The organism is Pseudomonas taiwanensis (assembly GCF_013393345.1).
Classification (GTDB): Bacteria; Pseudomonadota; Gammaproteobacteria; order Pseudomonadales; family Pseudomonadaceae; genus Metapseudomonas; species Metapseudomonas resinovorans_C.
The window spans coordinates 296,714-320,500 of sequence record NZ_QJRF01000076.1 but is presented as its reverse complement, the minus strand read 5'-3'; the positions used below and the strand labels follow the sequence as shown (position 1 = coordinate 320,500).

Genomic DNA, 23,787 nt, shown 5'->3' with positions numbered 1-23,787 from the left:
CTGATCTATTTTTCCTACTCTAATCCTTTGGAAATAGAGAACACGTTCTAGGTCTTCATGGAGGGAGAAGCCATGCCCAGGGTGGGGCGGGTTCTGTTGCCAAATTATCCACATCACATCGTTCAACGTGGCCATAACCGACAGGTTGTTTTTGCCGAGAATGCGTATTTCGAACGTTACCTGGCCGACCTACGTGAGTTGAAGGGTGCCTTTGGGGTGAAGGTGTATGCGTACTGCCTGATGACCAATCATGTGCATCTGCTGCTGGCCCCGAATGACTCACTCGGTGGACTCAGCCAGTTGATGAAGACCTTTTCCGCTCGCACCATGCGCTATCGATTCTTTCGGAAGGCCGCTGCAGCGCATTTACCAACTATTTTTATCTTCACAACTACAGTGCGGACGTCATTGGTAGGTGGCTTCTGCAAAGGACTGTAATTGTCAGGCCTTCATCGAATGTCGGTGGGTAAATAAGCTTCTGCTTTTGTCTGAAATTTCTAGGCTGTTTTTGATTGTGCGGATTTTTCTTACTAGATGCTAAGCATGATCGGGTTTGTGATGGGTGCTTTCTTGAATTCCTGTGCTGATACTATCTCAGTGCTGTTTCTGGCAGGATCTTACAGTTAAAGGATATGGCGAGTGAAAGCACTTAAGTTAACCGTTCTTACAGGGCTCATAGTAATCGGCTCCGGTTGTGCAAGCGGGCTAAATAGCCAGCAAAAGACAGAGTTGAGAAATTTCGAGTCACGGGGTCTGTCTGTTGAGGAGAAAAATCCTGGTGCAGGTGCGGCATTGGGATTGTTGCCAGGCGGCGGATCATTTTATGGTCGTGAGTATGGATTCGGTGCAATAAACCTACTGCTTTGGCCAATCTCCATTCTGTGGGACCCCGTAAGTGGGTATAACGCGGCAGAGTCAATAAATTATTACTCCACCAAGGAGCATGTTCGACAGTTGCGTAAAAATGAATTGGATGGCTTGGATGAAGAGCTGAAGAATGGCTCGGTTGACTTGAAGGCGTACGCTCTCGAGAAATCAAAAATTGACGCTAAGTATTTAATGGACTGATATTTTTATATTGTGCGTTGCTTCCATGGAGTTTGCGCCCGTAGAGTCATGCGGGCGTTTTTTTTGGGTATACCCCAGCGTAAAGGAAGAGAAGATTTATTTTTACTCTTAGCCTGGCTCGCGGGGTGATATTAGAGTGCAAAGAATAGATCATCTATTTTTTGCGTAAATCGGACGATCAAGGAATGAATTTCAGAGCCTCCCCCATCACCCCGCTGATAACCGTCAGAAAAATACTCGCCCCCGGACTCATTCTGGCGTTATTGGGTTGCGGTGCGGGATACATCGTCGCGGCCGCTGATAAGCCCAATCCCCTAGGCTCGATGCACAGACTGCTCCTGTCATTCGCAGAGAAGGCGGAAGAGAGTGCTACCGAAGTGGAAAAGGGGACAGATTTATTTTTCCTACTCTAATCCCTTGGAAATAGAAAATACGTTCTAGGTCTTCATGGAGGGAGAAGCCATGCCCAGGGTGGGGCGGGTTCTGTTGCCAAATTATCCACATCACATCGTTCAACGTGGCCATAACCGACAGGTTGTTTTTGCCGAGAATGCGGACTTCGAACGTTACCTGTGCGACCTACGTGAGTTGAAGGATGCCTTTGGGGTGAAGGTGTATGCGTACTGCCTGATGACCAACCATGTGCATCTACTACTGGCCCCAGATGATTCACGCGGCGGACTCAGCCAGTTAATGAAGACCTTGGCTGCTCGCACCACACGCTACCGCAATCGTTTGGAAGGTCGCTCCGGAACTGTGTGGGAAAGCCGCTACAAGTCGAGCATCGTCCAGTCTGATACTTACCTGTTGGCCTGCAGTCGATATATCGAACTGAATCCTGTGCGGGCGTTCATGGTGGCGGAGGCAGGGGATTATCCCTAGTCCAGCTATGCCCTGCGTATTGATGCTGCGCCTGAGCAGAACTGGTTGGACGAAGACCCATGCTTCAAGGCGCTCGGTGTAACCGCTGAGGAGCGGCGCCACCGGTATGCCGATTTTGTAAGGCAAGCGGTTCCTTCCGAGGAATTGGGCCTCATCCGAGCGGCCATTCAACGCGGCCAACTTACCGGGACCAACCGCTTTGTGGACGAAGTCGAGCGTATTGCCGGGGTGCGGATTGAGCGCAGAAAGCAGGGCAGACCGAAAATAGAGTAGGGAAAATAAATCTGTCCCCCTTTTTTATAGTGCACTGCTCAAGTCGAATGCGCTCCAGGTTAGGGTTGGGGCCGCGCTCCATGCCTTTCTGCCGGTGAGCCAAGTTGCGACTCCCGCCCAGCCGTGAATCTAAGAAATCCGCTCAGGCTGACCCGTGGAAACAAATCAGCCGTAGCAACTCCGACCTCGGCGGTACTCGCAGCCAAACGCCTTTCGGCTGCACGGATATCGGGCCGTCGACGAAACAGGTCAGCTGGTTCGCCGATAGGGAGCCCCGTGGATATTGCCGACAAGGCTTGAGGCGATAGGTCCTCGGCGACTTGATCTGGACGCATATCCAGCAGAAAGGCGATTCGATGCCTGGCTCGCGCCGGCTCGGCCTGAAGCCCTGGGATCCGAGCCTTCGCTGCTACTCCTACAGCCATCGGAAAATTCCTACAGATCACCGGATATTGTCCTATTGGCCCCCAGAAAATTCATCCCAATAATGCCCAGCCTCGCTTGGATCCATGCGATTTCATGTCGAAAGCCAGGCCCTCATTACCTGGCTTTGACGGTCTTTTTATTGATTAAGAGAATGAATTTATGAGGTTAAGTAAATTTGCTGCCGCATCCCTATTGGCCGGTGTGGGTGTATCCATGCATGCAGTAGCTGCCCCCCCACAGACCGGCGTCATCAATATCTCCGGCAAAGTCACCGAGACCAGTTGCTTGCTCGACTCGTCCGTCACCAACCTCGCCGTCAAGTTGCCCAGTGTCGACAAGGATCTGCTGAAGAACGCACAGAGCAGCTCCGGCCGTACTGGTTTCGTCATGAAGGTCACCGGCTGCGCTGATGGCGTGAAGGTGTCTGCGGCTTTTGTGCCGGACCATAACGTCGATGAATATGGCAACTTGAGAAGCATCTCCTCCGGTGCCGCACGCAATGTTCAGGTGCAGCTGCTGGACCGTTCGCAGACCGCAATCAACATCAACACCGATGACGCGACCACTCAGTTGGCGCGTGCGGTCACCGTCAAGGGCTCGACCCCAGTCAACCTACAGTACTACGCCCAGTACTACTCGCTAGCGGGCGACGCTGGTGCAGGTGATGTCAACGTCACGGCGAACTACCAGCTCACTTACGAGTGATCCATTGCTCCCGGGTTAACCGCCCGGGCCAGCCAGGTACCTACACCCATGCTATCTTTTCCGGCCCTCCGGCTGGGTTCCCTACTCGCCGGCCTGCTGATTGCTGCCTCGGTCCCGTCCGATGCCGTCGCCGGTGTACTGATCAATGGAACCCGAATCGTATATCCCGCAGATGAGCGCGAAGTCACCGTAGAACTGACCAACAAGGGCCAGACTCCCGTTCTGATGCAGGCCTGGGTCGATCGTGGTGACGCCCAGCTCAAGCCTCAGGAGGCCGATGCCCCCTTCCTGGCCACACCACCGATCTTCCGTCTCGACCCGCAAAAAGGTCAGAGCGTGCGCTTGGCTTTCACTGGCGAGGACCTACCGCAGGATCGCGAGACTCTGTTCTGGTTCAACGCCCTGGAAATTCCGCCGATGCCGCAGGATGCCAACGGCAGCATGTTGCAGGTGGCTGTACGCTCGCGACTGAAGCTGTTCTATCGTCCGAGCGGGTTGCCCGGCGACCTGCCAAGCGCCGTTGGCAAAGTGAACTGGCAGGTACAACACCAAGGTAACGGCTATGTGTTGCGCGGTGAGAATCCCAGTCCCTACCACATTTCGTTCAGTACGCTGGTTCTTAACCAGGGCAGCCAAAGCTTCGAAACCGCCGGCGGAATGATCCCGCCGTTCAGTCACCACGACTTCGCACTGCCTGGCTATTCCAGCGGCAACGGCGACACCTTGCGTTTTCGCTGGATGAGCGACTTCGGTGCCGCCCCCGAACAGACCATTCCCCTGCACTGATTTGCGCAAACTCGCGACGACTGTACTTATCTAGTCGAAGGAACTTCCATGTCTACGACGCCCCCTTCGCCGCGTCACCACGCTGGCGTGCTTCCGCACGCCCGAAACTTGGTACTGGCAACGGCGATAGGTTATTGCCTGAACGCGGAAATTGTTCAGGCCGATGCCCTGCAAGCATCGTTCAACCCTACATTTCTGCAAGGGCCTGGAGGGCGCAATGTGGATGTTACCCGCTTCGAACGGGGCAATCCGGTGGCGGCGGGCAGCTACCGACTGGATGTGTACGTCAACCAGAGTTGGGTCGGCCGACAGGAAGTTCGGGTAGGGGATACCGAGAATAAACAGTCGATGCGCTACTGTTTCAAGCGCAGTCAGTTGTCCAGCCTTGGCCTGGATGTCGAGCGCCTGCCGAAAATCGATGAGACGTCGGACGCCGACTGCATCAGTATCACCGAACACGTGCCCGAAGCCCTTGCAGTTCTGGATCTGTCCACCCTGCGCCTGGACCTGAGCATTCCCCAAGCGTATCTCAACCGTGCCTTGAGTGGTTATGTCGATCCACGCGACTGGGATCGTGGTGTAACTGCAGCATTCATCGACTACAACGGCAACACCTTGCACAGCGATGCCGGCGGCCAGAATACCAACCAGTTCTATGTCGGTTTCAATGCTGGAGTGAACCTGGGCGACTGGCGCCTGCGCCACAATGGCAGCTACAACCGCAGCAGCGCTGCCGGAGCGACCGTCAGTCAGTACGATGCGGTCAGCAGTTACGCCCAACGTGACATCACCGAGCTGAAGTCGCAGCTCACCCTTGGCGAGTACTACACCCCCGCGGACCTGTTCGACAGCGTGCCCTACACCGGCGTGCAGCTGACCTCCGACGACCGAATGCTGCCGGACTCGCAGCGCGGCTTCGCCCCGGCCGTGCGTGGCACGGCGGAAACCAATGCCCGGGTGACCGTGCGCCAGGGCGGCGCTGTGCTATATGAAACCAGCGTAGCACCGGGCCCTTTCATCATTGACGATTTGCACAGCACCGGCTACTCAGGTGATCTCGACGTTACTGTCACCGAAGCCGATGGCCGGATTCGCAGTTTTGTCGTGCCCTACGCCTCGGTAGCGCAGTTGCTGCGCCCCGGCACTGCACGCTACAGCGTGACGGCCGGTCGCTATCGCGACGATAGCCTTCAGAGCAAACCGGTGTTCGTACAAGGTACATACCAGCAGGGGATCTCCAACCTCTGGACCGGCTACACCGGTAGCATCATCGCCGACCAGTACATGGCGGTACAGGGTGGTCTGGCGTTGAGTACCCCGGTTGGCGCATTTGCCTTCGACGTCACGCATTCCAATGCCTCGGGACTGGACGCCGAGGAAGAACTGAGCGGTTCATCCAGTGGGCAAAGTTATCGTCTGAGCTATAGCAAGCTGGTGGAGACCTCGCGGACCAACTTTGTGGTCGCCGCCTACCGTTTTTCCAGCGCCGGCTACCTGAGCTTCAGCGATTTCATCCAGGCGCACGATGCCACGCAGTCCCCGCGTCGTCAGCGCAACCGCCTGCAGGTCAACGTCAACCAGCCGCTCGGCGATCACTACGGCAGCCTGTTCATCAGCGGCTCGGCACAGAACTATTGGAAGACCGGCGAGGACGGCGATATCGGTTATCAAGCCGGCTACTCCAACAGTTTTCGCTGGGGCAGCATGAGCCTCTCGGCCAGCCGCACCGAGACTGGCCAGGGCGATACGGACACCCAGTACATGCTGACCCTGTCGCTGCCGCTGGGGCGATCCAGTTATGCCCCTCACCTGAACAGTTCGGCGACCTATTCAGACAAGGGTGAACTCAACAGCCAGGTGGGCGTTTCCGGTTCGCTGGGGGAATTCAACCAGTTCAACTACGGTGTGTATGGCACACAAAGCCACACCAACGAAGACAGCAGCAGCGCCAGTGGGGTCAACGTCCAATATCGTGCGGCCAGTGCCAACCTTTCGGGCAACTACAGCGATGGCGATGGCTATCGTCAGGTGGGCATGGGGCTCTCAGGCAGCATCGTCGCCCATCCCGGCGGCGTGACCTTCAGCCAGGCCCAGGGCGAAACCCGGGCGATCGTCGAGGCCAAGGGCGCCAAAGGTGCGGCGTTGCTCAACAGCAGCGGCGCCGAGGTGAACGGCAGTGGCTACGGCGTAGTTTCCAGCCTGATGCCCTATCGACAGAACGAAGTGGCACTCGACCCTAAGGGCACGGCCGACGATGTCGAACTTCAACTCACCTCGCAGAACGTTGCGCCACGCTACGGCGCGGTAGTGATGCTCAAGTACCCCACCATCACGGGTGAGCCGGTCCTGCTGCTGGTGCGTGACGACAACGGCGAAATGCTTCCGGTAGGCGCCGAAGTGCTCGACGCCCAGGGCAATAGCCTGACGCTAGTGGGCCAGGGTAGCCGGGTGTTCATCCGCGCTGCCGAACGCGAGGGCGAGCTGACCGTACGCTGGGGCCAGGGCGAGGATCGTCAATGCCGTGTGCACTATCGCTTGCCGCCGTCCCCTGCCAAGGGTAGCCACACCAGCCACTTCCGCACAGCCGAGACACTGTGCAGCCGCCTCAGTCGCGCGCCCCAGGTCGCTACTCACTAAGTTATCGAGATCACCATGAGAAATCTTGCGTTTCTGCTTTTCCTGCTGCTGTCGCCATCAGTATTCGCGGCGGGCTGCGAGTTCGAAAAAGGCTACGACACATCGAATGGTGCCATCGCCCTGCCAGCGTCGATCCCTATCCCGCGCAACGCCCCTAACGGCACCGTGCTCTGGGACAGCTTATGGCAAACTTCCAGCACCCCGCACATCAGCTGCTCGTCCAGCGGTACCGTTTCCGGCACACTTGCTTCCAGCATCGGCGCGCCAGTGCCCGGCTACATCAGCAACGGCTACAGTTCGGTGTTCGAGACCGGTATCCCGGGCATCGGCATTTCAGTGTTCTGGTGCAATCATGAGTCGAACTGCGACTCCGATCCCACCAAGCTCACCCCGTTGCCCAACCTAGACTGGAAAGTAGGGCCTGTGGAGTATAAAAAGCTCATCAACTGGCGGGTGCGCTTGATCAAAACAGGAAACGTGGACGCCAGCGCCGGGATCCTGAACGTAGGTGGCGTTTCGACTATCTACTATATCGATCTTCCTTTGGCCCGTCTTACTCTGACTGGCGGTACCACAGTTACCGGCCTGGGCTGTGAGGTGAGCGCCGACAGCCGCAACATCGATGTCCAGCTGCCGTCAATTGCCAAGGTCGATTTTGTAGACGGTTCGCCGGTTATCCAGGCCAATGACAAGGCTCGGATGTTCTCTATCAACTTGCTGTGCGACCCGGGTGTGAAGGTGAGCTATCAGGTCGACGGCACTCAGGCCGCCACCGACGTGCTGGCTAATGCCAGCGGGCCGGAAATGGCCACGGGTGTAGGCATACGTTTGTTCCGGGGCGATTTGAACAGCTTCGAGACGTTGCACCTGGGCTCGAAACTCCTTCACGTGGAGACCTCGGGCGCGGCCCAAGGCGTCAGCATTCCGCTGACTGCTCGCTACAACCGCACGGTGAACAATAGCGATGAGATGACTTCGGGCAAGTTGTCCACGACGGCTACTTTTACCTTGTTTTATGAATGACCACCCAAGTGCGCTCATAAATAACGTACAGCCTTAGTCTACCCACCTAATCGAGCTATTTTTACACGCGCTGTGTTTTGCCCTTTCTATGCTAAGTATTAATGAAACTAGGGGCGATTCAGTCTTCATGGAGGGAGAAGCCATGCCCAGGGTGGGGCGGGTTCTGTTGCCAAGTCGTGTTTGCCGAGGACGCTGATTTCGAGCGTTACCTGGCTGATCTACGCGACCCCCTTTGGGTTCCCCGGCCGCCGCGCAGTCTAGCGCCGCCCTCTAGGCCGACCGCCGAGACCTTTCAGAGCGTCGTCCTTTTCTCTCCGGCGACTCTGAAACGCTTCAAGTAAATTCACCAATTCCCACAACCTTTGACGAACTTTTCACACGTTCATAGTCATATTCCCTGCTTTTCGATCAGATGGACTGGTCAAGGCTCGACTAGGGCGGATGTCTATGAAGTTCGATCTACACAAGGCTGGAGAGCGTCGGTTCGACTGGGCCGGGCTCGGCTGGCTCTTCCTCTTCTTCTGGTATTTCTCGGGTGTCACCCAGTTCCTGATCCAGGTGACGGGTACCAGCGGTTTCAGCGGATTCCGCCAGGCCTTCCTGCTCAGCGGCCTGTGGTTGATCCCGGTGCTGCTCTTCCCGGGGCGTACCCGGACTATTGCTGCGGGAATGGGCCTGCTGCTCTGGCTCGCGTCGCTACCGGCTTTTGGTTACTTCCTGGTCTACGGCCAGGAGTTCTCCCAGAGCGTCATCTTCATCATGTTCGAATCGAACGTGGCCGAAGGCTCGGAGTACATGGCGCAGTACTTCGCCTGGTGGATGGTCCCGGCGTTTCTTGCTTATGCGCTGGGCGGCGTATTGCTGTGGACGCGGCTGCGGCCGGTTCATCTGCCCCGTAGCAAGGCGATGCTTGCCAGCCTGGCGCTGCTGGCTGCTCTGGTCGGTTATCCGGCGGTCAAGCAGGGGCTTGGCAACGATACCTTCGAGGCGGCGCGCGACAGTTTCGAGAAACGCATGGAGCCGGCAGTGCCCTGGCAGTTGCTGGTCGGCTATCGCCAGTACCGCCAGCAACTGGCGGACATGCATGACTTGCTGGAGAGCAGCGCCAACATCGCGCCCCTGGCCAATCTGAAGGACGCCAATGCCGGGCTGCCGGCGACCCTGGTGCTGGTGATCGGCGAATCCACCAACCGGCAGCGCATGAGCCTCTACGGCTATCCGCGTGCGACGACCCCGAAGCTCGATCGTATCCGTGATCAGCTGGACGTTTTCGACAACGTCATCACGCCGCGCCCCTACACCATCGAAGCCCTGCAGCAGGTGCTGACCTTCGCGGACGAGCGCAATCCGAACCTCTACCTGACCAAGCCCTCGCTGCTGAACATGATGAAGCAGGCCGGATACAAGACCTACTGGATCACCAACCAGCAGACCCTGACCAAGCGCAACACCATGCTCACCACCTTCTCCAAGCAGGCGGACGAGCAGTTCTACCTGAACAACAACCGCAACCAGAACGCGCGCCAGTACGACGACGATGTGTTGCCGCCGTTCGAGAAGGTGTTGGCCGACCCGGCGCCGCGCAAGTTCATCGTGGTGCACCTGCTGGGTACCCACATGAGCTACCAGTACCGCTATCCGCCGGAGTACGACCGCTTTACCGATCGTCAGGGCGTTCCGGACTCGGTCACTAATGATCAGTTGCCCACCTACAACAGCTACGACAACGCCGTACTGTTCAACGATCACGTGGTTTCCAGCCTGATCGAGCGATTCTCCGGGAGCAACGCCAACGGCTTCCTGCTCTACCTCTCCGACCACGGCGAAGCGGTGTTCGACCCTGAGCAGCCGGAAGTCCTGGGGCGCAACGAGGCGGCGCCAACCGCGCCCATGTACACCATCCCCTTCATGCTCTGGCGCTCCCCACAATGGCGCGAAGCTCATCCACAGGAGCTATCCGCCAGCCTGAAGCGGCCCTACAGCAGCTCCAGTTTCATCCACACCTGGGCGGACCTGGCCGGGATCGGTTTCGATGACTTCGACCCCAGCCGCAGTGTGGTCAACACCGCCTTCCAGGCGCGCCCGCTGCTGATCGGCAACCCTTATCAGCCGAAAACCCTGATCGACTTCAGCCTGATCAAGCCCAAGGCCAAGGCGCCGGATATGGAAGTGGTCAGCGGGGAGCGTGAACCGGGCGGCAGAAAGGCTCCGCCGGGTTGACCGCCGGGGCGTTTTTGTCTGTAGTTCGCCTTCGCCGGACTGCGGCGCCCCGTCACTCCCTCTGCAAGGACATCCCATGGCCGGAGCCAGCCTGCTGACCCTGATCGACGACATCGCGACGCTGCTCGATGACGTTTCGGTAATGACCAAAGTTGCCGCGAAGAAAACCGCTGGCGTACTCGGCGATGACCTGGCGCTGAATGCCCAGCAGGTCAGCGGTGTACGCGCCGAGCGCGAGTTGCCGGTGGTCTGGGCGGTGGCCAAGGGTTCCCTGGTGAACAAGGCCATCCTGGTGCCCGCGGCCCTGCTGATCAGCGCCTTCATTCCTTGGGCGGTGATCCCGCTGCTGATGCTGGGCGGCGCCTTTCTCTGCTTCGAGGGCTTCGAGAAGCTGGCGCACAAGTGGCTGCACAGTGAGGCGGAAGACGCGCAGCACGATGCGGCGCTCGTCGAGGCTGTGGCCAATCCGGAAGTGGATCTGGTGGCTATGGAGAAGGACAAGATCAAGGGCGCCATCCGCACCGACTTCATCCTTTCCGCCGAGATCATCGTCATTACCCTGGGCACGGTGGCCGATGCCGCTTTCGGCAAGCAGGTGACGGTGTTGGTGGGTATCGCGCTGATCATGACCGTTGGCGTCTACGGCCTGGTGGCCGGCATCGTCAAGCTGGATGACCTCGGCTTCTACCTGGTGCGCCAAGCCAGCTCGACGGCCCAGGCCATCGGCCGCGCCATCCTTGCCGCTGCACCCTGGATGATGAAGGGGCTTTCGGTGCTGGGTACCGCCGCGATGTTCCTGGTGGGCGGCAGCATCATCCTGCACGGCATCCCAGCGGCCCATCACCTGCTGGAACCGGTGCTGGCCAGCGTTGGCGGCTTCGCCTGGCTGGTGCAGCTACTGGTGGACGGTCTGGCCGGCATCGCTGCGGGTGCGCTGGTGCTGGCTGGGGTGAGCGTGGTGAAGAAGGTGCTGGCGGCGGTGAAGGGCTGAGCCCCTGCGAGCTGGTAGCTGTAATGCGTTTTTCTGGGGCTGCATCGCCTGTAGGAGCTGGCTTGCCAGCGAATGGCCCCGTTTCGCTAGCAAGCTAGCTCCTACAAGGCTCAGAGGGAGCCATCCCGCTCCCCTGCGCCGATCCGGCGCGATTTCCGGGGCTTTGGGCTAGGCTGAAAATCCGTACCCTGGGTTTGCCAACATGCTCGACATCCCCCCTGAGGACGACTTCTGGCGGGATGCCAAACAGGACAAATCGGGAACGCCCGAACTCGGCCCGGCTCTGGAGGCGCGTGCCCGCAATGGGGTGCCGATGCGCGGGTTCAGCCTGAAGAGGTGCCAGCTGGCCGGTCTCGATCTGGTTCACCGTGGCAGCCACACCGGCTACGACCTTTCCGGAAGCGATTTCTACCGCGCCAACTTGCGCGGAGCTCATCTGTTCGCCATCAACCTGCGCGGCGCTTCGCTGATGAAGGCCGATCTGCGTGATGCCAACCTGCACTGCGCAGATATGCGTGACGCCAATCTGCTCGGTGTGAAGCTCGATGGCGCTCGTCTGGACAACGTCGTCTGGGACGAACACGTGCTACAGGAGCGCGAGGCCCGCGACGCGTGCAGGAACCGACAGCCCGCGCTGATGCTGGACCTCTTGCAGCAGGCCGAAGAGGTCTATCGCAACCTGCGTATTCACCTGGAGAAGGCCGGGTTGTTCGAAGAGGCGGGGCGCTTCTTCTACCGCGAGATGGTCACGCGCCGTCTGCAGATGCCGCGCTGGTCAACCCAACGGCTGTTTTCCTGGCTGGTGGACCTGTTCTGCGGCTACGGCGAACAGCCCCTGCGCGTGGTGCTGTTTTCCCTGGGCTTCGTGCTGGTCTGCGGGCTGCTCTATTTCCTGACCGGCATTCACCACGGTGATGTGCGGCTGGCCTTGTCTCTGGAGCAGGACCTGCTGACCAACCTGGAGGAACTGGCCGCCTGCATGTACTTCAGCGTGGTGACCTTCACTACCCTTGGCTACGGCGACATCGCGCCGCTCGGCCTGTCGCGACCGTTGGCGGCCTTCGAGGCCTTCGTCGGCAGCTTCACCATGGCGCTGTTCGTGGTGGTGTTTGTGAAGAAGATGACCCGCTGACGGAGCTCAATCCTTCGGCTTGAACGCGCAGTAACCCGGGCGTGGGCCGATTCGCGGGTGGTTGCGGCAGGTATCCGGGCGCTTGTCGTACACGGTGCACAGACGGCTCTTGCGGTCGAGGAAGTAGCAGTCGTTGTTGCCCATGCGGGTCAGCGTGAAGATGCCGGACTTCTGGTTGAAGCGCTCTACCACGCCATCTTTCATCAGCCGTTTCGCGATGTTCTTCGGCGGCTCGCCACGCTCGAACTCTGCAACCAGTTCCAGGCGAATCAGGTCGCTCAGACGTGCTTCGACCGGCATGGTGCAGCAGCTGGAAACGCATGCGTGGCACATGGTCTTTTCGTATTTGATCCAGGTGTCCGTCCGGTCAAGGTCGGCACCGACGATCATCATGGTTTTCATGGTCGGCGAGCAGGCTAGGGTAGAAGGGCGGGCATCATAGCGGTGTCGGTGAAAAAGTGAACAGTTTCCCGTCGGGGAACGCGAAATTTCCCTTTGTCTCGCCGGATTTGTATCGATACGTGACTGGGTTGTAGGAATCTTCTGTGTCTGTGAGCCAGGACTCAGGCGTCTCTATGGGGTCGATGCCGGTTTCCTGTAGCTTCCGGGCGGTCGTGGCTGCGATGGATGCGGCCCAGAGTGCTCAATCATCCGAGTAAACGCTGCATGCAATGGATCTTCATGCTGGTTGGCCTGGCCTTCGGGGCCGGGATTGATGAAAGCGTCACCGGAGCCCTGCTCGGCGGCCTGATGGGGCTGGGATTGGGGCAGGCCATCCGGCTCCAGTGGCTGACGCGGGAAAATGCCGAGCTGCGCAAGTCGCTCGCCAGTTTCGCCGCACGGTTCGACAAGGGCACCCAGGCCATCCATGAACGCCTGCTCAAGGTGGAGCAGGGCAGGGTGCCACCGGCCGAGGATGTGCCGTCGCCCCCGGCTGTTTCCGAACCCGTGCCGCCTTTGGCCGAAGCGGCGCCCGGGGCTGTGACCGAAGACGATTCCGACCTGGTCTGGGAGCTGCCGGCGGATGTGCTGACCGAGCCCGTTGCCGCCGCTACACCAGCACCCACTCCTGCACCCGTTGCTGCGGCGTCCGCCGATGCCTGGGGCCAGGAAGCCCGCTCTGGTGCTTCTCCGAAGGCTCCGCCGATCCCCCCGAAACCCCGCGAACCCTCCCTGCTCGAACGAGGCTTCGCGGCCGCTCGCAACTGGCTGTTCGGCGGCAATACCGTGTTGCGCATCGGCGTTGTGCTGCTGTTCCTCGGCCTGGCCTTCCTGCTGCGCTATGCCACCGAAGGCATGGTGGTGCCTGTGGAACTCCGCTACGCCGGCGTGGCCCTGGCCGCCATCGCGCTGCTCGGCCTCGGCTGGTGGCTGCGCGGGCGCAATCCCAGTTACGGGCTGATGCTCCAGGGGGCGGGGATCGCCGTGCTCTACCTGACGGTGTTCGCCGCCATGCGCCTGCACCCTTTGCTGGACCCGAAGCTGGCCTTCGGTCTGCTGGTGGCGGTAACCCTGTTTTCCGCCATCCTCGCCGTGGCCCAGGACGCCCTGGGCCTGGCTGCTGCCGCCGCGCTGGGCGGTTTCGCCGCGCCCATCCTCACCTCCAGTGGCAGCGGCAACCATGTGGCGCTGTTCAGCTACTTCGCGCTGCTCAATGCCGGCATCTTCGCCATTGCCTGGTTCAAGGCCTGGCGCCTGCTCAACCTGATTGGCTTCGTCGGCACCTTCGGGATCGGTTTTGCCTGGGGCCTGCGCTCCTACCAGCCGGAGCTCTTCGCCAGCACTGAGCCTTTCCTGGTGTTGTTCTTCGTGATGTACGTCGGCATCGGCCTGCTGTTCGCCCGGCGCAAGCTGGCAGAGGCGGCGGACGCGCCAGAGGATCGTGATCAACTGCTGCGCTGGTCGGCGCGTCAGGGCGACACGGTGGACGGCACCGTGCTGTTCGGTCCGCCGATCATCGGCTTCGGCCTGCAGGTGGCGCTGGTCCGCCATATCGAGTTCGGCGCGGCCTTCAGCGCACTGGCCCTGGGGTTGTTCTACATCGTGCTGGCACGGGTCCTGGCTGGCCGTACCGCCGGCCGCGCCCTGTTGCTAGTGGAAACCTGCCTCGCCCTCGGTGTGGTGTTCGGCAGTCTGGCCATTCCGCTGGGGCTGGATGCGCGCTGGACTTCCGCCGCCTGGGCAGTGGAAGGCGCCGGTATCTACTGGCTCGGCCTGCGCCAAAGCCGACCGTTGGCGCGGGCTTTCGCGCTGTTGCTGCAGTTCGGTGCCGCAGTTGCTTTCCTGGGTGGATTACGCGCCGGCACCTATACGCTGCTCGACGGCTCGCCCCTGGGTGCCCTGATGCTGGGAGCGGCGCTGCTGTTCGTGTTCTGGCAACTGCGCCGGGCACCGGACGACGCCGCTACCGACCTGGAACGGCGCTTCGTTCCGGCACTTGCCTGTGCGGGCCTCTCATTCCTGTACCTGTTGGCGCCGCTCGCCTTCGCGGCGGAAGGAACCGCCATTGCCTGGGCGCTGGCCGGCCTCGCGACGCTCTTCGCCGGGTTGCGGCTGGGCTCGCGCACCTTCCTCTTCAGCGCATTCGCCGTGCAACTGCTGGGTGGCGCGATTTTCCTGCTCGATCTCGATGGCTCAGGCCTGGGCAGCGGCTCCGTTCCCGGTTGGCGCGGACTGATGGTGGCGTCCTTGATCGGCCTGGCGCTGATCGCCGGGATGATCCTGGCTGCTCGCCACCCCCTGGCACGCAGCGATGCGCGACTGCTGCGCGGGTTGTCGCTGGTGCTGCTGGCGGGACTGGCTTTCGTCAACCTCGCGGTGCTCTTCGTGCTGCCCTGGCGCACCGCCGCTGCGGTCTGGGCCGGCAGTGGGCTGCTGATCCTCTGGCTCAGCCTGCGCCTGCAACAGCGCGCAGGTTTCTGGTTTGGCCTGGTCCTGCAGTTGCTCGCGGGCATGAGCTTCCTCGCGGTGAGTCCGCTGCTGCTGGGCGAACTGAGCGCCGAAGGTCTTCGGCCGTTGGCCCATGCCGGCTTCTGGACGCCGACCGTGCTGGCTCTGGCGGCCTTCGTCGGTGCCTGGCGCCTACAGCGTGCCGCGCGAGTAGAAGCGGCAGTGGGCGGGCTGAGCCTCGCGCATCTGGCCCAATTGCTGCTGGCCTGGAGTGCCGGTTGGTGGGCGCTGGCCTGGTTGGCGGAGATCGCTCGTTTCGCCACGCCGGAACTGCAAGTTCCCCTGGCGCTGTTGCTGGCGGCGGGCAGCGTGGCGTTCACCGTATGGCTGGCAGGGCGCGAACAGTGGCGAGCGTTGGCCTTGCTCTGCCTGGTGCTGGTGCCGGCAGGGGTGGTGGCGCTGGCCGTTGCCTGGGAACCGCACTATCACCCGGCGGCAAACTTTGGCTGGGCTGGATGGGGCGCGTTGTTCGTCGTGCACCTGCTGGCCCTGCGCAGGCTGGATGGGCTGCTGCCCACGGGAGCGCGCAGTTCCGCCCATGTGCTGGGCTGCTGGCTGTTGCTCGGCGTGCTGGCGCTGGAGTTGCGTTACCTGCTGATGCTGCTTTCCGAGCAGTACAACGCCTGGCGCTGGCTGGGTTGGGCGCTGCTGCCGAGCGCCTGGCTGTTGCTGGTGGCGCTGCGTCCGCGCCTGCCCTGGCCGGTGGCGGCCTATCCGCGTGAATACCGCCTGTGGGCATCGTTGCCGCTGGCCCTGCTGATGCTCGCCTGGTTCTGGATTGCCAACGCCTGGAGCGATGGCGCCGCCGAACCGCTGCCTTACCTGCCGCTGCTCAACCCGCTGGAACTGGGACTGCTGTTCGCGCTGCTGGGTGTCTGTCTCTGGCTGCGTGATTGCCTGCCGCAGCTCGGTCTGCGCGCATTACCGGATTGGCTGCCCCAGGGCGTCGCCGGCGTATCACTGTTCGCCTTGGCGACCGCGGCCGTGTTCCGCTGCGCGCACCATTGGGGTGGCGTGCCCTATCAACTGGACGCGCAGCTGGACTCCATGCTGGTGCAGGCCGGCCTGTCCATTGTCTGGACCAGCATCGCCCTGGGCCTGATGGTTGGCGGTCACCTGCGGGCGCGGCGCGAGCTTTGGCTGGTGGGCGCGGCGCTGATCGCGCTGGTGGTGGCCAAGCTGTTCTTCGTCGAACTGGGCAATCGCGGTGGCCTGGAACGCATCGTGTCTTTCATCGGCGTCGGCGTCCTGCTGCTGGTCGTCGGCTACTTCGCGCCGCTGCCGCCACGGCGCGCGGAATCTGAACAGGAACAGGTCAACGCATGATCGGATCGTCTTGTCTGCGCCGCCCCGCACTGGCCTTGCTGGCCAGCCTGGGATTGCTCTGCCAGCAGCTGCTCGCCGCCGAGCAGCTGGAGGACTTCACTACCCGCGTCGAACTGCGCCTGGACGGGCAGGGCCCTTGGTATCGCATGGAGCTGCCGATGGCGCTGCACTTCGCCGCGCGTCATGCCGACCTGCGCGACCTGCGCGTGTTCAACGCCGAAGGCGAGTCGCTGGCCTACGCCCTGACTCGCAGCAGCGCCAGCGAACGTCGTGCCCGTCACGAGCACGCAGTGCGCTGGTTCCCCCTGCGCGGCCCGGCGGATGGGAACGGTGCTTTGCCCGGCGTGAGGATCGAACGCAGCACGACCGGGACCGTCGTTCAGGTGGTGCCGGAGAGTCCAGCGGCCGAAGGTGAGCAACTACGCGGCTGGTTGCTGGACGTCAGCGGCGTGCAGGCCCCACTGGAGAAGCTCCGCCTGGACTGGAGCAGCGCAGCGGACGGCTTCCAGCATTTCAGTATCGAGGCCAGCGATGACCTGCAACATTGGCAGCCGTGGGGCGATGGGCAGGTGGCGCGCCTGTCGTTTGCCGACCAACGCATAGACCAGCGCGAGGTGACCCTTCCCGGACGCTCCGCACGTTACCTCCGACTGCTCTGGCAGAGCCCCCGGCGCGCAGCGGACCTGACTGCGGTGAAGGTGTTCAGCGCCAGTCGCGAAAGCCTCCCGGCGGCCATGGCCTGGTCCGCGCCGCTGGAACCGATCAGTAGCAAGGATGGGCAGTACGTCTGGGAATTGCCGCTGGGATTGCCCATCGAGCGTCTGCGGATTGCCGTGGAGCGGCCCGGCAGCTTGCTGCCGGTCCAGGTGGAGGCTCGCCGCGACGGTGCCCCGCAATGGCAGCCGGTAATGTCCGGCCTGCTGTACCGGTTACCCCAGGACGGCAAGGAAGTCGCCCAGGAAGAGCTGGACCTCGCGGGCTGGATGGCGATCAAGCAGCTGCGCCTGACGGTCGACCAGCGTGCCGGCGGCTTCGGCCAGCAGGTGCCCCGCCTGGAGGCCGGTATGCATGCCACCCAGGTGGTCTTTCTCGCTCGGGGCAATCCGCCGTTCACGCTCGCCCTGGGCAATCTCGAGGTCAGCCGCGCTGAATTGCCCCTGTCCACGCTGGTGCCGGGGTTCGACAGCTCCAGCCTGGAAAAGATGGGGCGTGCCGAAGCGGTGGCGATTCCCGAGCAGACGGGCGTCCATCCGGTTGAGCGGCAGACCGCTGGTCAGATCGTGTGGAAGCGCGTCGGGCTCTGGGCGGTATTGCTGCTTGGCGTCGGTCTGTTGGGAGCCATGGCGTTCAGCCTGCTGAGGCGTCCGGAGGCGCGGTCCTGATGATGTGCGAATGACCATACAGGGATAGTGGCTTTTTGATGTATCTTTGTCCGGTCATTCCAAAGGCCGCAGCAGGCGGCTCCACGTCAGGTCAGGACGATCAGGTGCCCAGCCTCCAGCCGCTCTATCCGGAATCCTCGTCTCCCCGCGCCGCGCTCTCCGGAGTCCGGCGATGAACGCCTGCCTGGCCGGTGGCTGGAGCCTCAACGGGCCGGTGGCGCTGACCATTGCCGTCGGTATCGGAGTGGTCCTCATCGCCCTCTGGGTTCGCCGTCAGCGTCATTTCCCTGGCCGCGAGAGCTTCCTCGTCCTGCATGCCGGCATCTGTTGGTGGCTCGCGGCTGCCGGCCTGGAGTTGGCTGCGCAGGGTCCGCAGTGCAAGGTGTTCTGGGCCAGCATGGCCTGGCCGGGCATCATCGGCGTGCCGACTTTCTGGGCCGTGTTTCTCTGGCAGTACGTTAACAGCATCCGCGAGCCCCTGAGCCTGCGCGCCTTCCTGCTCCTGGGGATTGGCCCGCTGGTGGCCTCGGCCATGGCGCTGAGCAACCCCTGGCACCAGTTGTTCTACGGCCCCGGCACCCTGCCGGTGGACGATACGCTGGGCGCGGCGATCCGCTACGACCATGGCCCGCTTTTCGATGCCGTGGCCGCTTACGTCTACCTGTTCATGGTGTTCTGCCTGGCGGTGGTGACCCGCGCCGCGCTGGCCAGCCAAGGCGTGCACCGCCGTCACTACCTGGCATTTGTGGTGGTCACCTGCGTGCCCTGGGCCGTCAACCTGAGCTATGTGGTTTACGGCTGGACCCTGTTCGGCTTCGACCCGACACCCTTCAGCTTCGCTTTCACCCTGGTGGCGTTCACCTTCCTGATTCTCGGCGTTCGCCTTTTCGACCTGGTACCGGTGGCGCGCCACCTGCTGCTGGAGGAGCTGCCCGACCCGGTGCTGGTGGTCGACCCGAAACGTCGTGTGATCGATGCCAACCCCGCTGCGTTGACGCTGGCCGGGCAACCCGGAGGCTGGCAGGGCATGACGCTTTCCAGGTGGCCGGTGTACGGCCTGGAGCTGGAAGCGATGCTGGTGGCGGGGGAAAAGGAGATGCTTCTGGTCCCGGCCAGCTCCTCGCGCTATTTCGAGGTCCGCTCCCGCGATATCGAACGGGTTACCCGCAGTGGCACGTCCATCCTCGGGCAGATGCTCTACCTGCGTGACATCACCGAGCGCCATTGCAGTGAACTCAAGCTGGCGGAGGCGCTGGCGACCAGCGAAGAGCGCCTGCGAACCATCACCCGTCTGCACGAGCAATTGCAGGAGCAGGCGCTGCGGGACCCGTTGACCGGCCTCTACAACCGCCGCCACCTCAGCGAACTGTTCGCCCGCGAGCAGGCCCGCAGCCAGCGCGAGCGCACCCCCATCGCCCTGGCGCTGATCGACCTCGACCACTTCAAGCAACTCAACGACCGCCACGGCCACCTGGTCGGCGACGATGTGTTGCGCGCGGTGGCCATCCATCTCACCGGCAACCTGCGCGGCAGCGATGCGGTGTTCCGCATTGGCGGCGAGGAGTTCCTCCTGCTCCTGCCCGGCGCCACCGGCGATGAGGCGTATGCGCGGTTGGCGGCGCTTTGTCAGGCCCTTGCCGGCCAGCCGCTGCCTACCCGCGAAGGACCGCTGTCGGTGACACTGTCCGCCGGCCTGGCGGTCTGGCCGATACAGGGTCAGGCCCTGGAGGAGCTGATGCAGGTGGCGGATGCCGCGCTCTACGAGGCCAAGCGCAATGGCCGCAACCAGGTGAGCCGGCTCGCCGCGAGTGATGTCGATTGATGGCTGAACCAGTGGCCGACAGCAGCGTCAGATATTTTCGGGGCCTCCATGGCCCGCATTCACTGCCGTTTCAGCACCTTCCATCCCGCTGAGAGGCAATGCCATTCGACTCGCGCTAAACTGCGCGCATTTTTCCACCCTCCGGAGCCATTCCATGTCCCGCGTTACCCTGAGTCGCTACCTGATCGAGCAGACCAGAAGCCACAACACCCCTGCCGATCTGCGCTTCCTCATCGAGGTCGTCGCGCGCGCCTGTAAGGAAATCAGCCATGCGGTGTCCAAGGGCGCCCTGGGCGGCGTGCTCGGCAGCATGGGCACCGAGAACGTGCAGGGCGAAGTGCAGAAGAAGCTGGACGTGATGTCCAACGAAATCCTGCTGGAAGCCAACGAATGGGGCGGTCACCTGGCCGGCATGGCCTCCGAGGAAATGGACAACGCCTACCAGATCCCCGGCAAGTACCCGAAGGGTGCCTACCTGCTGGTATTCGACCCGCTGGACGGCTCCTCCAACATCGACGTCAACGTGTCGGTGGGCACCATCTTCTCCGTGCTGCGTTGCCCCGAGCAGCACCTCTCGCAGAACGACGCCCTCAATGAGCAGGCCTTCCTGCAGCCGGGCACCAAGCAGGTTGCCGCCGGCTATGCCATCTATGGTCCGCAGACCATGCTGATGCTGACCCTGGGCGACGGCGTGAAGGGTTTCACCCTGGATCGCGAGCTGGGTTCCTTCGTGCTCACCCACGACAACATCCGCGTACCGGAAACCACCGCCGAGTTCGCCATCAACATGTCCAACCAGCGCCACTGGGAAGCCCCGGTGAAGCGTTACGTCAGCGAAATGCTGGCCGGCAAGGAAGGCGAGCTGGGCAAGAACTACAACATGCGCTGGATCGCCTCCATGGTGGCCGACGTGCATCGTATCCTCACCCGCGGCGGCATCTTCATGTACCCCTGGGACGCCCGTGAGCCGGAGAAGCCCGGCAAGCTGCGCCTGATGTACGAGGCCAACCCGATGTCCTTCATCATCGAGCAGGCCGGCGGCGCCTCCACCGATGGCCGTCGGCGCATCCTCGACATCGAGCCGACTTCCCTGCACCAGCGCGTGCCGGTCTTCCTGGGTTCCAAGGAAGAAGTCGCCCGCGTCACCGGTTACCACCAGGAGTAACCCATGCAGCCCTGGCAGCCGCTACTGGACTGGTGGTTTGGCCCTGAGGCCTCCGCCAACCAGGTCGCCGCGGCGCGCCAGGGTCTGTGGTTCGGCAAGAAAGACCATCAGGACGCCGAAGCCCGCAAGCGCTTCGGTGGCCTGGTCGAACAGGCACTGGAAGGCGGTCTTGCCGACTGGAGCGCACAGCCGGACGGCTGGCTGGCGCTGGTGCTGCTGCTGGATCAGTTGCCCCGCATGCTGTTCCGCAACGACCCGCGAGGCTTCTCCGGCGACGCCCGCGCCCAGGCGCTGGTCGCCGACGGCCTGGCTCGCGGCCTGGACCGGTCTCTCAGCCCGATTCGCCAGGTGTTCATCTGCCTGGTACTGGAGCACGCCGAGGACCTCGCCAGTCAGGAGCGCGCCCTGTACCGTTACCGCCTGCTGCTGGATGGCGCCGATGCCGCCGAGCGGGCGCTGTTCGAAAACTTCCTCGATTTCTCCGAGCGCCATCGGGTGGTCATCGCCCGCTTCGGCCGCTTTCCCCATCGCAACGCGGTACTCGGTCGCGTTTCCAGCGACGAAGAAAGCTCATTCCTGCGGGAACCCGGTTCGCGCTTCTAGAATCGAATGGAACAATCTTGCGACCCGCCGTCTCTGGCGGGTCGCGTTCCATCCGCCAAGGAGTGCTTCATGTCGCTGCGTACCCTCGCCCTCTTGTCCTGCTGCCTGGTGCTGACCGCCTGCAACAAGCTCAACCAGGAGAACTATTCCAAGCTCAAGTCCGGCATGACCAAGGCCGAGGTGGAGCAGTTGCTCGGCAGCCCGACCGAGTGCTCCGGCGCTGTGGGCTTCACCAGCTGCACCTGGGGTGACGAGAAGGCCTTCGTCAGCGTGCAGTACGCCGGGGAGAAGGTGCTGATGTTCTCCGGCAAAGGACTCAAGTGAAACGCGCCGGCGCGCTGCTGGCGGCCCTGTTGCTGGCCGGTTGCGCCAGCCATGGCGAAGCGCCTGTGCCGCCGCGCACCGTGTCGGCCGTGGACCTCACGCGCTACCAGGGCACCTGGTACGAGTTGGCGCGATTGCCGATGTTCTTCCAGCGCGATTGCGCCCAGTCCGAAGCCCGCTACAGCCTGCAAGGCGACGGCGAACTGGACGTGCTGAACCGCTGCCGTACCCTCGATGGGAACTGGAAAGAAGCACACGGTAATGCCGTGCCCCAGGTGGAGGGGCGCACCGACAAGCTCTGGGTGCGTTTCGACAACTGGTTCTCCCGGCTCCTGCCGGGTGTCGCCAAGGGCGAGTACTGGGTGTTGTACCTGGACGACGACTACCGCACCGCGGTGGTGGGCAATCCGGATCGCAAGTACCTCTGGCTGCTGTCGCGCACGCCAGTGGTCTCTGAGAAGACCCGCGAGCAATTGCTGGAAGTGGCGGAAGAGCAGGGGTATGACACGGACCGGCTGATCTGGCGTGTGCCGGACAGCGCCCTCACCCCCAGCCCCTCTCCCTGAAAGGGAGAAGGGAGTTTGTTCGTGCCGACGGCAGGTTCAATGCCTGGATGGACGCGGAGTAGCCGGTGAGCATTGCGGTGTCAGGCGCGAGTCACCCCTCTCCTCTTCAGGGAGAGGGGCCGGGGGTGAGGGTAACGGGTCAGCGCAGGACTTCTCGTAACACCCCCGCAAAGGCCTTCGCCGTCTCCACTTCGGCCGCATGCCGGCCATCGCGCACCACCCAGTTCCCGCCGACCATCACGTCGCGCACCTGACGATCGCCGCCGGCGAACAGCCAGCGGTTGAGCAGGGCGTCGCCCTCTGCCGTGGCGAGGTAGGGGTCGTTGCCATCCAGAACCAGCCAGTCGGCGCGCTTGCCGACTTCCAGGGCACCTACTGGCTGACCGAGGGCCTGGGCGCCGCCGGCCAGGGACGCATCGAACAGGGTGCGGCCGACCTGGGGCTGATCGGCGCGATAGAGGCGGTTGCGACGCTGGTCGCGCAGGCGCTGGCCGTACTCCAGCCAGCGCAGTTCCTCCACCACGCTGACCGACACATGGCTGTCGGAGCCGATACCGAGGCGGCCGCCTTGGGCGAGGAAGTCCACCGCCGGGAAGATGCCGTCACCCAGATTGGCCTCGGTGGTCAGGCAGAGGCCGGCCACTGCGCCGCTGGACGCCATGGATGCCACTTCGTCCGGCTCTGCATGGGTGGCGTGGACCAGGCACCAGCGCTCATCCACCGGGGCATTCTCGTAGAGCCACTGCAAGGGACGGCGGCCGCTCCAGGCCAGGCAGTCGGCCACTTCCTTCTGCTGTTCGGCGATATGGATATGGATGGGGCGCGGGCCCTGTTCCGCAGCCAGCACCGCGTTGATCTGTTCAGGTGTTACCGCGCGCAGCGAGTGGAAGCACAGGCCCAGGCGCTGGTTTGGCTGGCGGGCGATTTCCGCCTGCAGGCGTTCCTGCAGGGCCAGGTAGCTGTCGGTGCTGTTGATGAAGCGACGCTGTCCGTCATTCGGTGTCTGGCCGCCGAAGCCGGCGTGGCTGTAAAGCACCGGCAGGAGGGTGAGGCCGATACCGGCATCGCGGGCGGCCTGGCTGACCTGCAGGGACAGCTCGGCGGGGTCGGCATAACGGCGGCCATCGACATCGTGGTGCACGTAGTGGAACTCGGCGACGCTGGTGTAGCCCGCCTTGAGCATCTCGATATAGAGCTGCCGGGCGATGATCCCGACTTGCTCCGGCGACAGCCGGCCCACCAATCGGTACATCAGGTCGCGCCAGGTCCAGAAGCTGTCATTGGGATTGCCCGCCACCTCTGCCAGTCCGGCCATGGCGCGCTGGAATGCATGGGAGTGCAGGTTCGGCATACCCGCCAGAACCGGGCCTTGCAGACGTTCGGCTCCGGCCGCGTCGGCATCGGCCAGGACCTGCAGGATCAGGCCGTCGGAGGAGACTTCGAAGCGGACGTTGCGCGCCCAGCCCTGCGGCAGCAAGGCACGTTCGGCGAAGAATGCGGACATGGT

Annotated in this window: 17 protein-coding genes and 3 pseudogenes; 17 read left to right on the top strand and 3 right to left on the bottom strand. The window is 62.5% G+C overall.

The annotated features are described in order from the left end of the window. Positions 1-72: 72 nt before the first annotated feature. From DM872_RS28625 to DM872_RS28615, 3 genes and pseudogenes are all read left to right on the top strand, one after another. Positions 73-339, top strand: a pseudogene (locus tag DM872_RS28625) (transposase); the annotation flags it as partial. Between the two features lie 300 nt (positions 340-639). Further along, on the top strand, positions 640-1,068 hold the full coding sequence (locus DM872_RS28620; RefSeq protein ID WP_179062560.1) for a hypothetical protein: 429 nt from the start codon (positions 640-642) through the stop codon (positions 1,066-1,068). 462 nt (positions 1,069-1,530) lie between these two features. Further along, a pseudogene (locus tag DM872_RS28615) lies at positions 1,531-2,223 on the top strand (transposase). Between the two features lie 33 nt (positions 2,224-2,256). On the opposite strand, the pseudogene DM872_RS30635 reads toward DM872_RS28615, so the two are convergent. Then, positions 2,257-2,627, bottom strand: a pseudogene (locus tag DM872_RS30635) (TolC family protein); the annotation flags it as partial. Positions 2,628-2,862: 235 nt separating this feature from the next. Between DM872_RS30635 and DM872_RS28610 the strand changes: the two are divergent. The 7 genes from DM872_RS28610 to DM872_RS28580 all read left to right on the top strand — a co-directional run bounded on the left by DM872_RS28610 (position 2,863) and on the right by DM872_RS28580 (position 12,143). Beyond that, positions 2,863-3,354 (top strand): fimbrial protein, encoded by a 492-nt coding sequence (locus tag DM872_RS28610; RefSeq protein ID WP_179062559.1) that lies wholly within the window; start codon positions 2,863-2,865, stop codon positions 3,352-3,354. 48 nt (positions 3,355-3,402) lie between these two features. Beyond that, complete coding sequence (locus DM872_RS28605; protein WP_077524687.1) at positions 3,403-4,140, top strand: fimbrial biogenesis chaperone; 738 nt, start codon at positions 3,403-3,405, stop codon at positions 4,138-4,140. 48 nt (positions 4,141-4,188) lie between these two features. Beyond that, on the top strand, positions 4,189-6,777 hold the full coding sequence (locus DM872_RS28600) for a fimbria/pilus outer membrane usher protein (RefSeq protein ID WP_179062558.1): 2,589 nt from the start codon (positions 4,189-4,191) through the stop codon (positions 6,775-6,777). Positions 6,778-6,792: 15 nt separating this feature from the next. Then, positions 6,793-7,800: a fimbrial protein gene (locus tag DM872_RS28595; protein WP_077524689.1), complete on the top strand. Its 1,008-nt coding sequence runs from the start codon at positions 6,793-6,795 to the stop codon at positions 7,798-7,800. 441 nt (positions 7,801-8,241) lie between these two features. Further along, positions 8,242-10,020 carry a phosphoethanolamine transferase CptA gene (cptA, locus tag DM872_RS28590; RefSeq protein ID WP_373273747.1) on the top strand — a complete coding sequence of 593 codons (1,779 nt, stop codon included), beginning with the start codon at positions 8,242-8,244 and terminating at the stop codon, positions 10,018-10,020. Positions 10,021-10,096: 76 nt separating this feature from the next. Next, positions 10,097-11,011 (top strand): DUF808 domain-containing protein, encoded by a 915-nt coding sequence (locus DM872_RS28585; protein WP_179062556.1) that lies wholly within the window; start codon positions 10,097-10,099, stop codon positions 11,009-11,011. 202 nt (positions 11,012-11,213) lie between these two features. Beyond that, the gene (locus tag DM872_RS28580; RefSeq protein WP_179062555.1) at positions 11,214-12,143 is read left to right on the top strand and encodes a pentapeptide repeat-containing protein; all 930 of its coding nucleotides are present in this window, start codon (positions 11,214-11,216) and stop codon (positions 12,141-12,143) included. Positions 12,144-12,149: 6 nt separating this feature from the next. On the opposite strand, the gene DM872_RS28575 is transcribed toward DM872_RS28580, so the two are convergent. Continuing rightward, the gene (locus DM872_RS28575; RefSeq protein WP_179062554.1) at positions 12,150-12,545 is read right to left on the bottom strand and encodes a YkgJ family cysteine cluster protein; all 396 of its coding nucleotides are present in this window, start codon (positions 12,543-12,545) and stop codon (positions 12,150-12,152) included. Positions 12,546-12,809: 264 nt separating this feature from the next. Between DM872_RS28575 and DM872_RS28570 the strand changes: the two genes are divergently transcribed. The 7 genes from DM872_RS28570 to DM872_RS28540 all read left to right on the top strand — a co-directional run bounded on the left by DM872_RS28570 (position 12,810) and on the right by DM872_RS28540 (position 22,280). Beyond that, positions 12,810-16,418 (top strand): DUF2339 domain-containing protein, encoded by a 3,609-nt coding sequence (locus DM872_RS28570; protein WP_179062553.1) that lies wholly within the window; start codon positions 12,810-12,812, stop codon positions 16,416-16,418. Continuing rightward, a complete protein-coding gene (locus tag DM872_RS28565) occupies positions 16,415-17,800 on the top strand; it encodes a DUF3999 domain-containing protein (RefSeq protein ID WP_179062552.1) in 1,386 nt (461 codons plus the stop codon). The genes DM872_RS28570 and DM872_RS28565 overlap by 4 nt, the downstream gene beginning before the upstream one ends. A 172-nt stretch (positions 17,801-17,972) precedes the next feature. After that, complete coding sequence (locus DM872_RS28560) at positions 17,973-19,622, top strand: histidine kinase N-terminal 7TM domain-containing diguanylate cyclase (protein WP_179062551.1); 1,650 nt, start codon at positions 17,973-17,975, stop codon at positions 19,620-19,622. Between the two features lie 154 nt (positions 19,623-19,776). Continuing rightward, positions 19,777-20,787 (top strand): class 1 fructose-bisphosphatase, encoded by a 1,011-nt coding sequence (locus DM872_RS28555; protein WP_179062550.1) that lies wholly within the window; start codon positions 19,777-19,779, stop codon positions 20,785-20,787. 3 nt (positions 20,788-20,790) lie between these two features. Beyond that, positions 20,791-21,390, top strand: coding sequence for a DUF924 family protein (locus DM872_RS28550; RefSeq protein WP_179062549.1), 600 nt, complete (start codon positions 20,791-20,793; stop codon positions 21,388-21,390). 69 nt (positions 21,391-21,459) lie between these two features. Beyond that, entirely contained in the window at positions 21,460-21,714 is a 255-nt protein-coding gene (gene bamE / locus DM872_RS28545) for an outer membrane protein assembly factor BamE domain-containing protein (protein WP_179062548.1), read from the top strand. After that, positions 21,711-22,280, top strand: a complete 570-nt coding sequence (locus DM872_RS28540) for a lipocalin family protein (protein WP_179062547.1) — start codon at positions 21,711-21,713, stop codon at positions 22,278-22,280. The genes bamE and DM872_RS28540 overlap by 4 nt, the downstream gene beginning before the upstream one ends. Before the next feature lie 139 nt (positions 22,281-22,419). On the opposite strand, the gene DM872_RS28535 is transcribed toward DM872_RS28540, so the two are convergent. Beyond that, positions 22,420-23,784 (bottom strand): formimidoylglutamate deiminase, encoded by a 1,365-nt coding sequence (locus DM872_RS28535; RefSeq protein ID WP_179062546.1) that lies wholly within the window; start codon positions 23,782-23,784, stop codon positions 22,420-22,422. Positions 23,785-23,787: the final 3 nt, after the last annotated feature.

Coding starts and splice junctions, on each gene's coding strand:
- DM872_RS28610 (WP_179062559.1), top strand. CDS start 2,863: ATGCATGCAGTAGCTGCCCCCCCACAGACCGGCGTCATCAATATCTCC.
- DM872_RS28605 (WP_077524687.1), top strand. CDS start 3,403: ATGCTATCTTTTCCGGCCCTCCGGCTGGGTTCCCTACTCGCCGGCCTG.
- DM872_RS28600 (WP_179062558.1), top strand. CDS start 4,189: ATGTCTACGACGCCCCCTTCGCCGCGTCACCACGCTGGCGTGCTTCCG.
- DM872_RS28595 (WP_077524689.1), top strand. CDS start 6,793: ATGAGAAATCTTGCGTTTCTGCTTTTCCTGCTGCTGTCGCCATCAGTA.
- cptA (WP_373273747.1), top strand. CDS start 8,242: ATGTCTATGAAGTTCGATCTACACAAGGCTGGAGAGCGTCGGTTCGAC.
- DM872_RS28585 (WP_179062556.1), top strand. CDS start 10,097: ATGGCCGGAGCCAGCCTGCTGACCCTGATCGACGACATCGCGACGCTG.
- DM872_RS28580 (WP_179062555.1), top strand. CDS start 11,214: ATGCTCGACATCCCCCCTGAGGACGACTTCTGGCGGGATGCCAAACAG.
- DM872_RS28575 (WP_179062554.1), bottom strand. CDS start 12,545: ATGAAAACCATGATGATCGTCGGTGCCGACCTTGACCGGACGGACACC.
- DM872_RS28570 (WP_179062553.1), top strand. CDS start 12,810: ATGCAATGGATCTTCATGCTGGTTGGCCTGGCCTTCGGGGCCGGGATT.
- DM872_RS28565 (WP_179062552.1), top strand. CDS start 16,415: ATGATCGGATCGTCTTGTCTGCGCCGCCCCGCACTGGCCTTGCTGGCC.
- DM872_RS28560 (WP_179062551.1), top strand. CDS start 17,973: ATGAACGCCTGCCTGGCCGGTGGCTGGAGCCTCAACGGGCCGGTGGCG.
- DM872_RS28555 (WP_179062550.1), top strand. CDS start 19,777: ATGTCCCGCGTTACCCTGAGTCGCTACCTGATCGAGCAGACCAGAAGC.
- DM872_RS28550 (WP_179062549.1), top strand. CDS start 20,791: ATGCAGCCCTGGCAGCCGCTACTGGACTGGTGGTTTGGCCCTGAGGCC.
- bamE (WP_179062548.1), top strand. CDS start 21,460: ATGTCGCTGCGTACCCTCGCCCTCTTGTCCTGCTGCCTGGTGCTGACC.
- DM872_RS28535 (WP_179062546.1), bottom strand. CDS start 23,784: ATGTCCGCATTCTTCGCCGAACGTGCCTTGCTGCCGCAGGGCTGGGCG.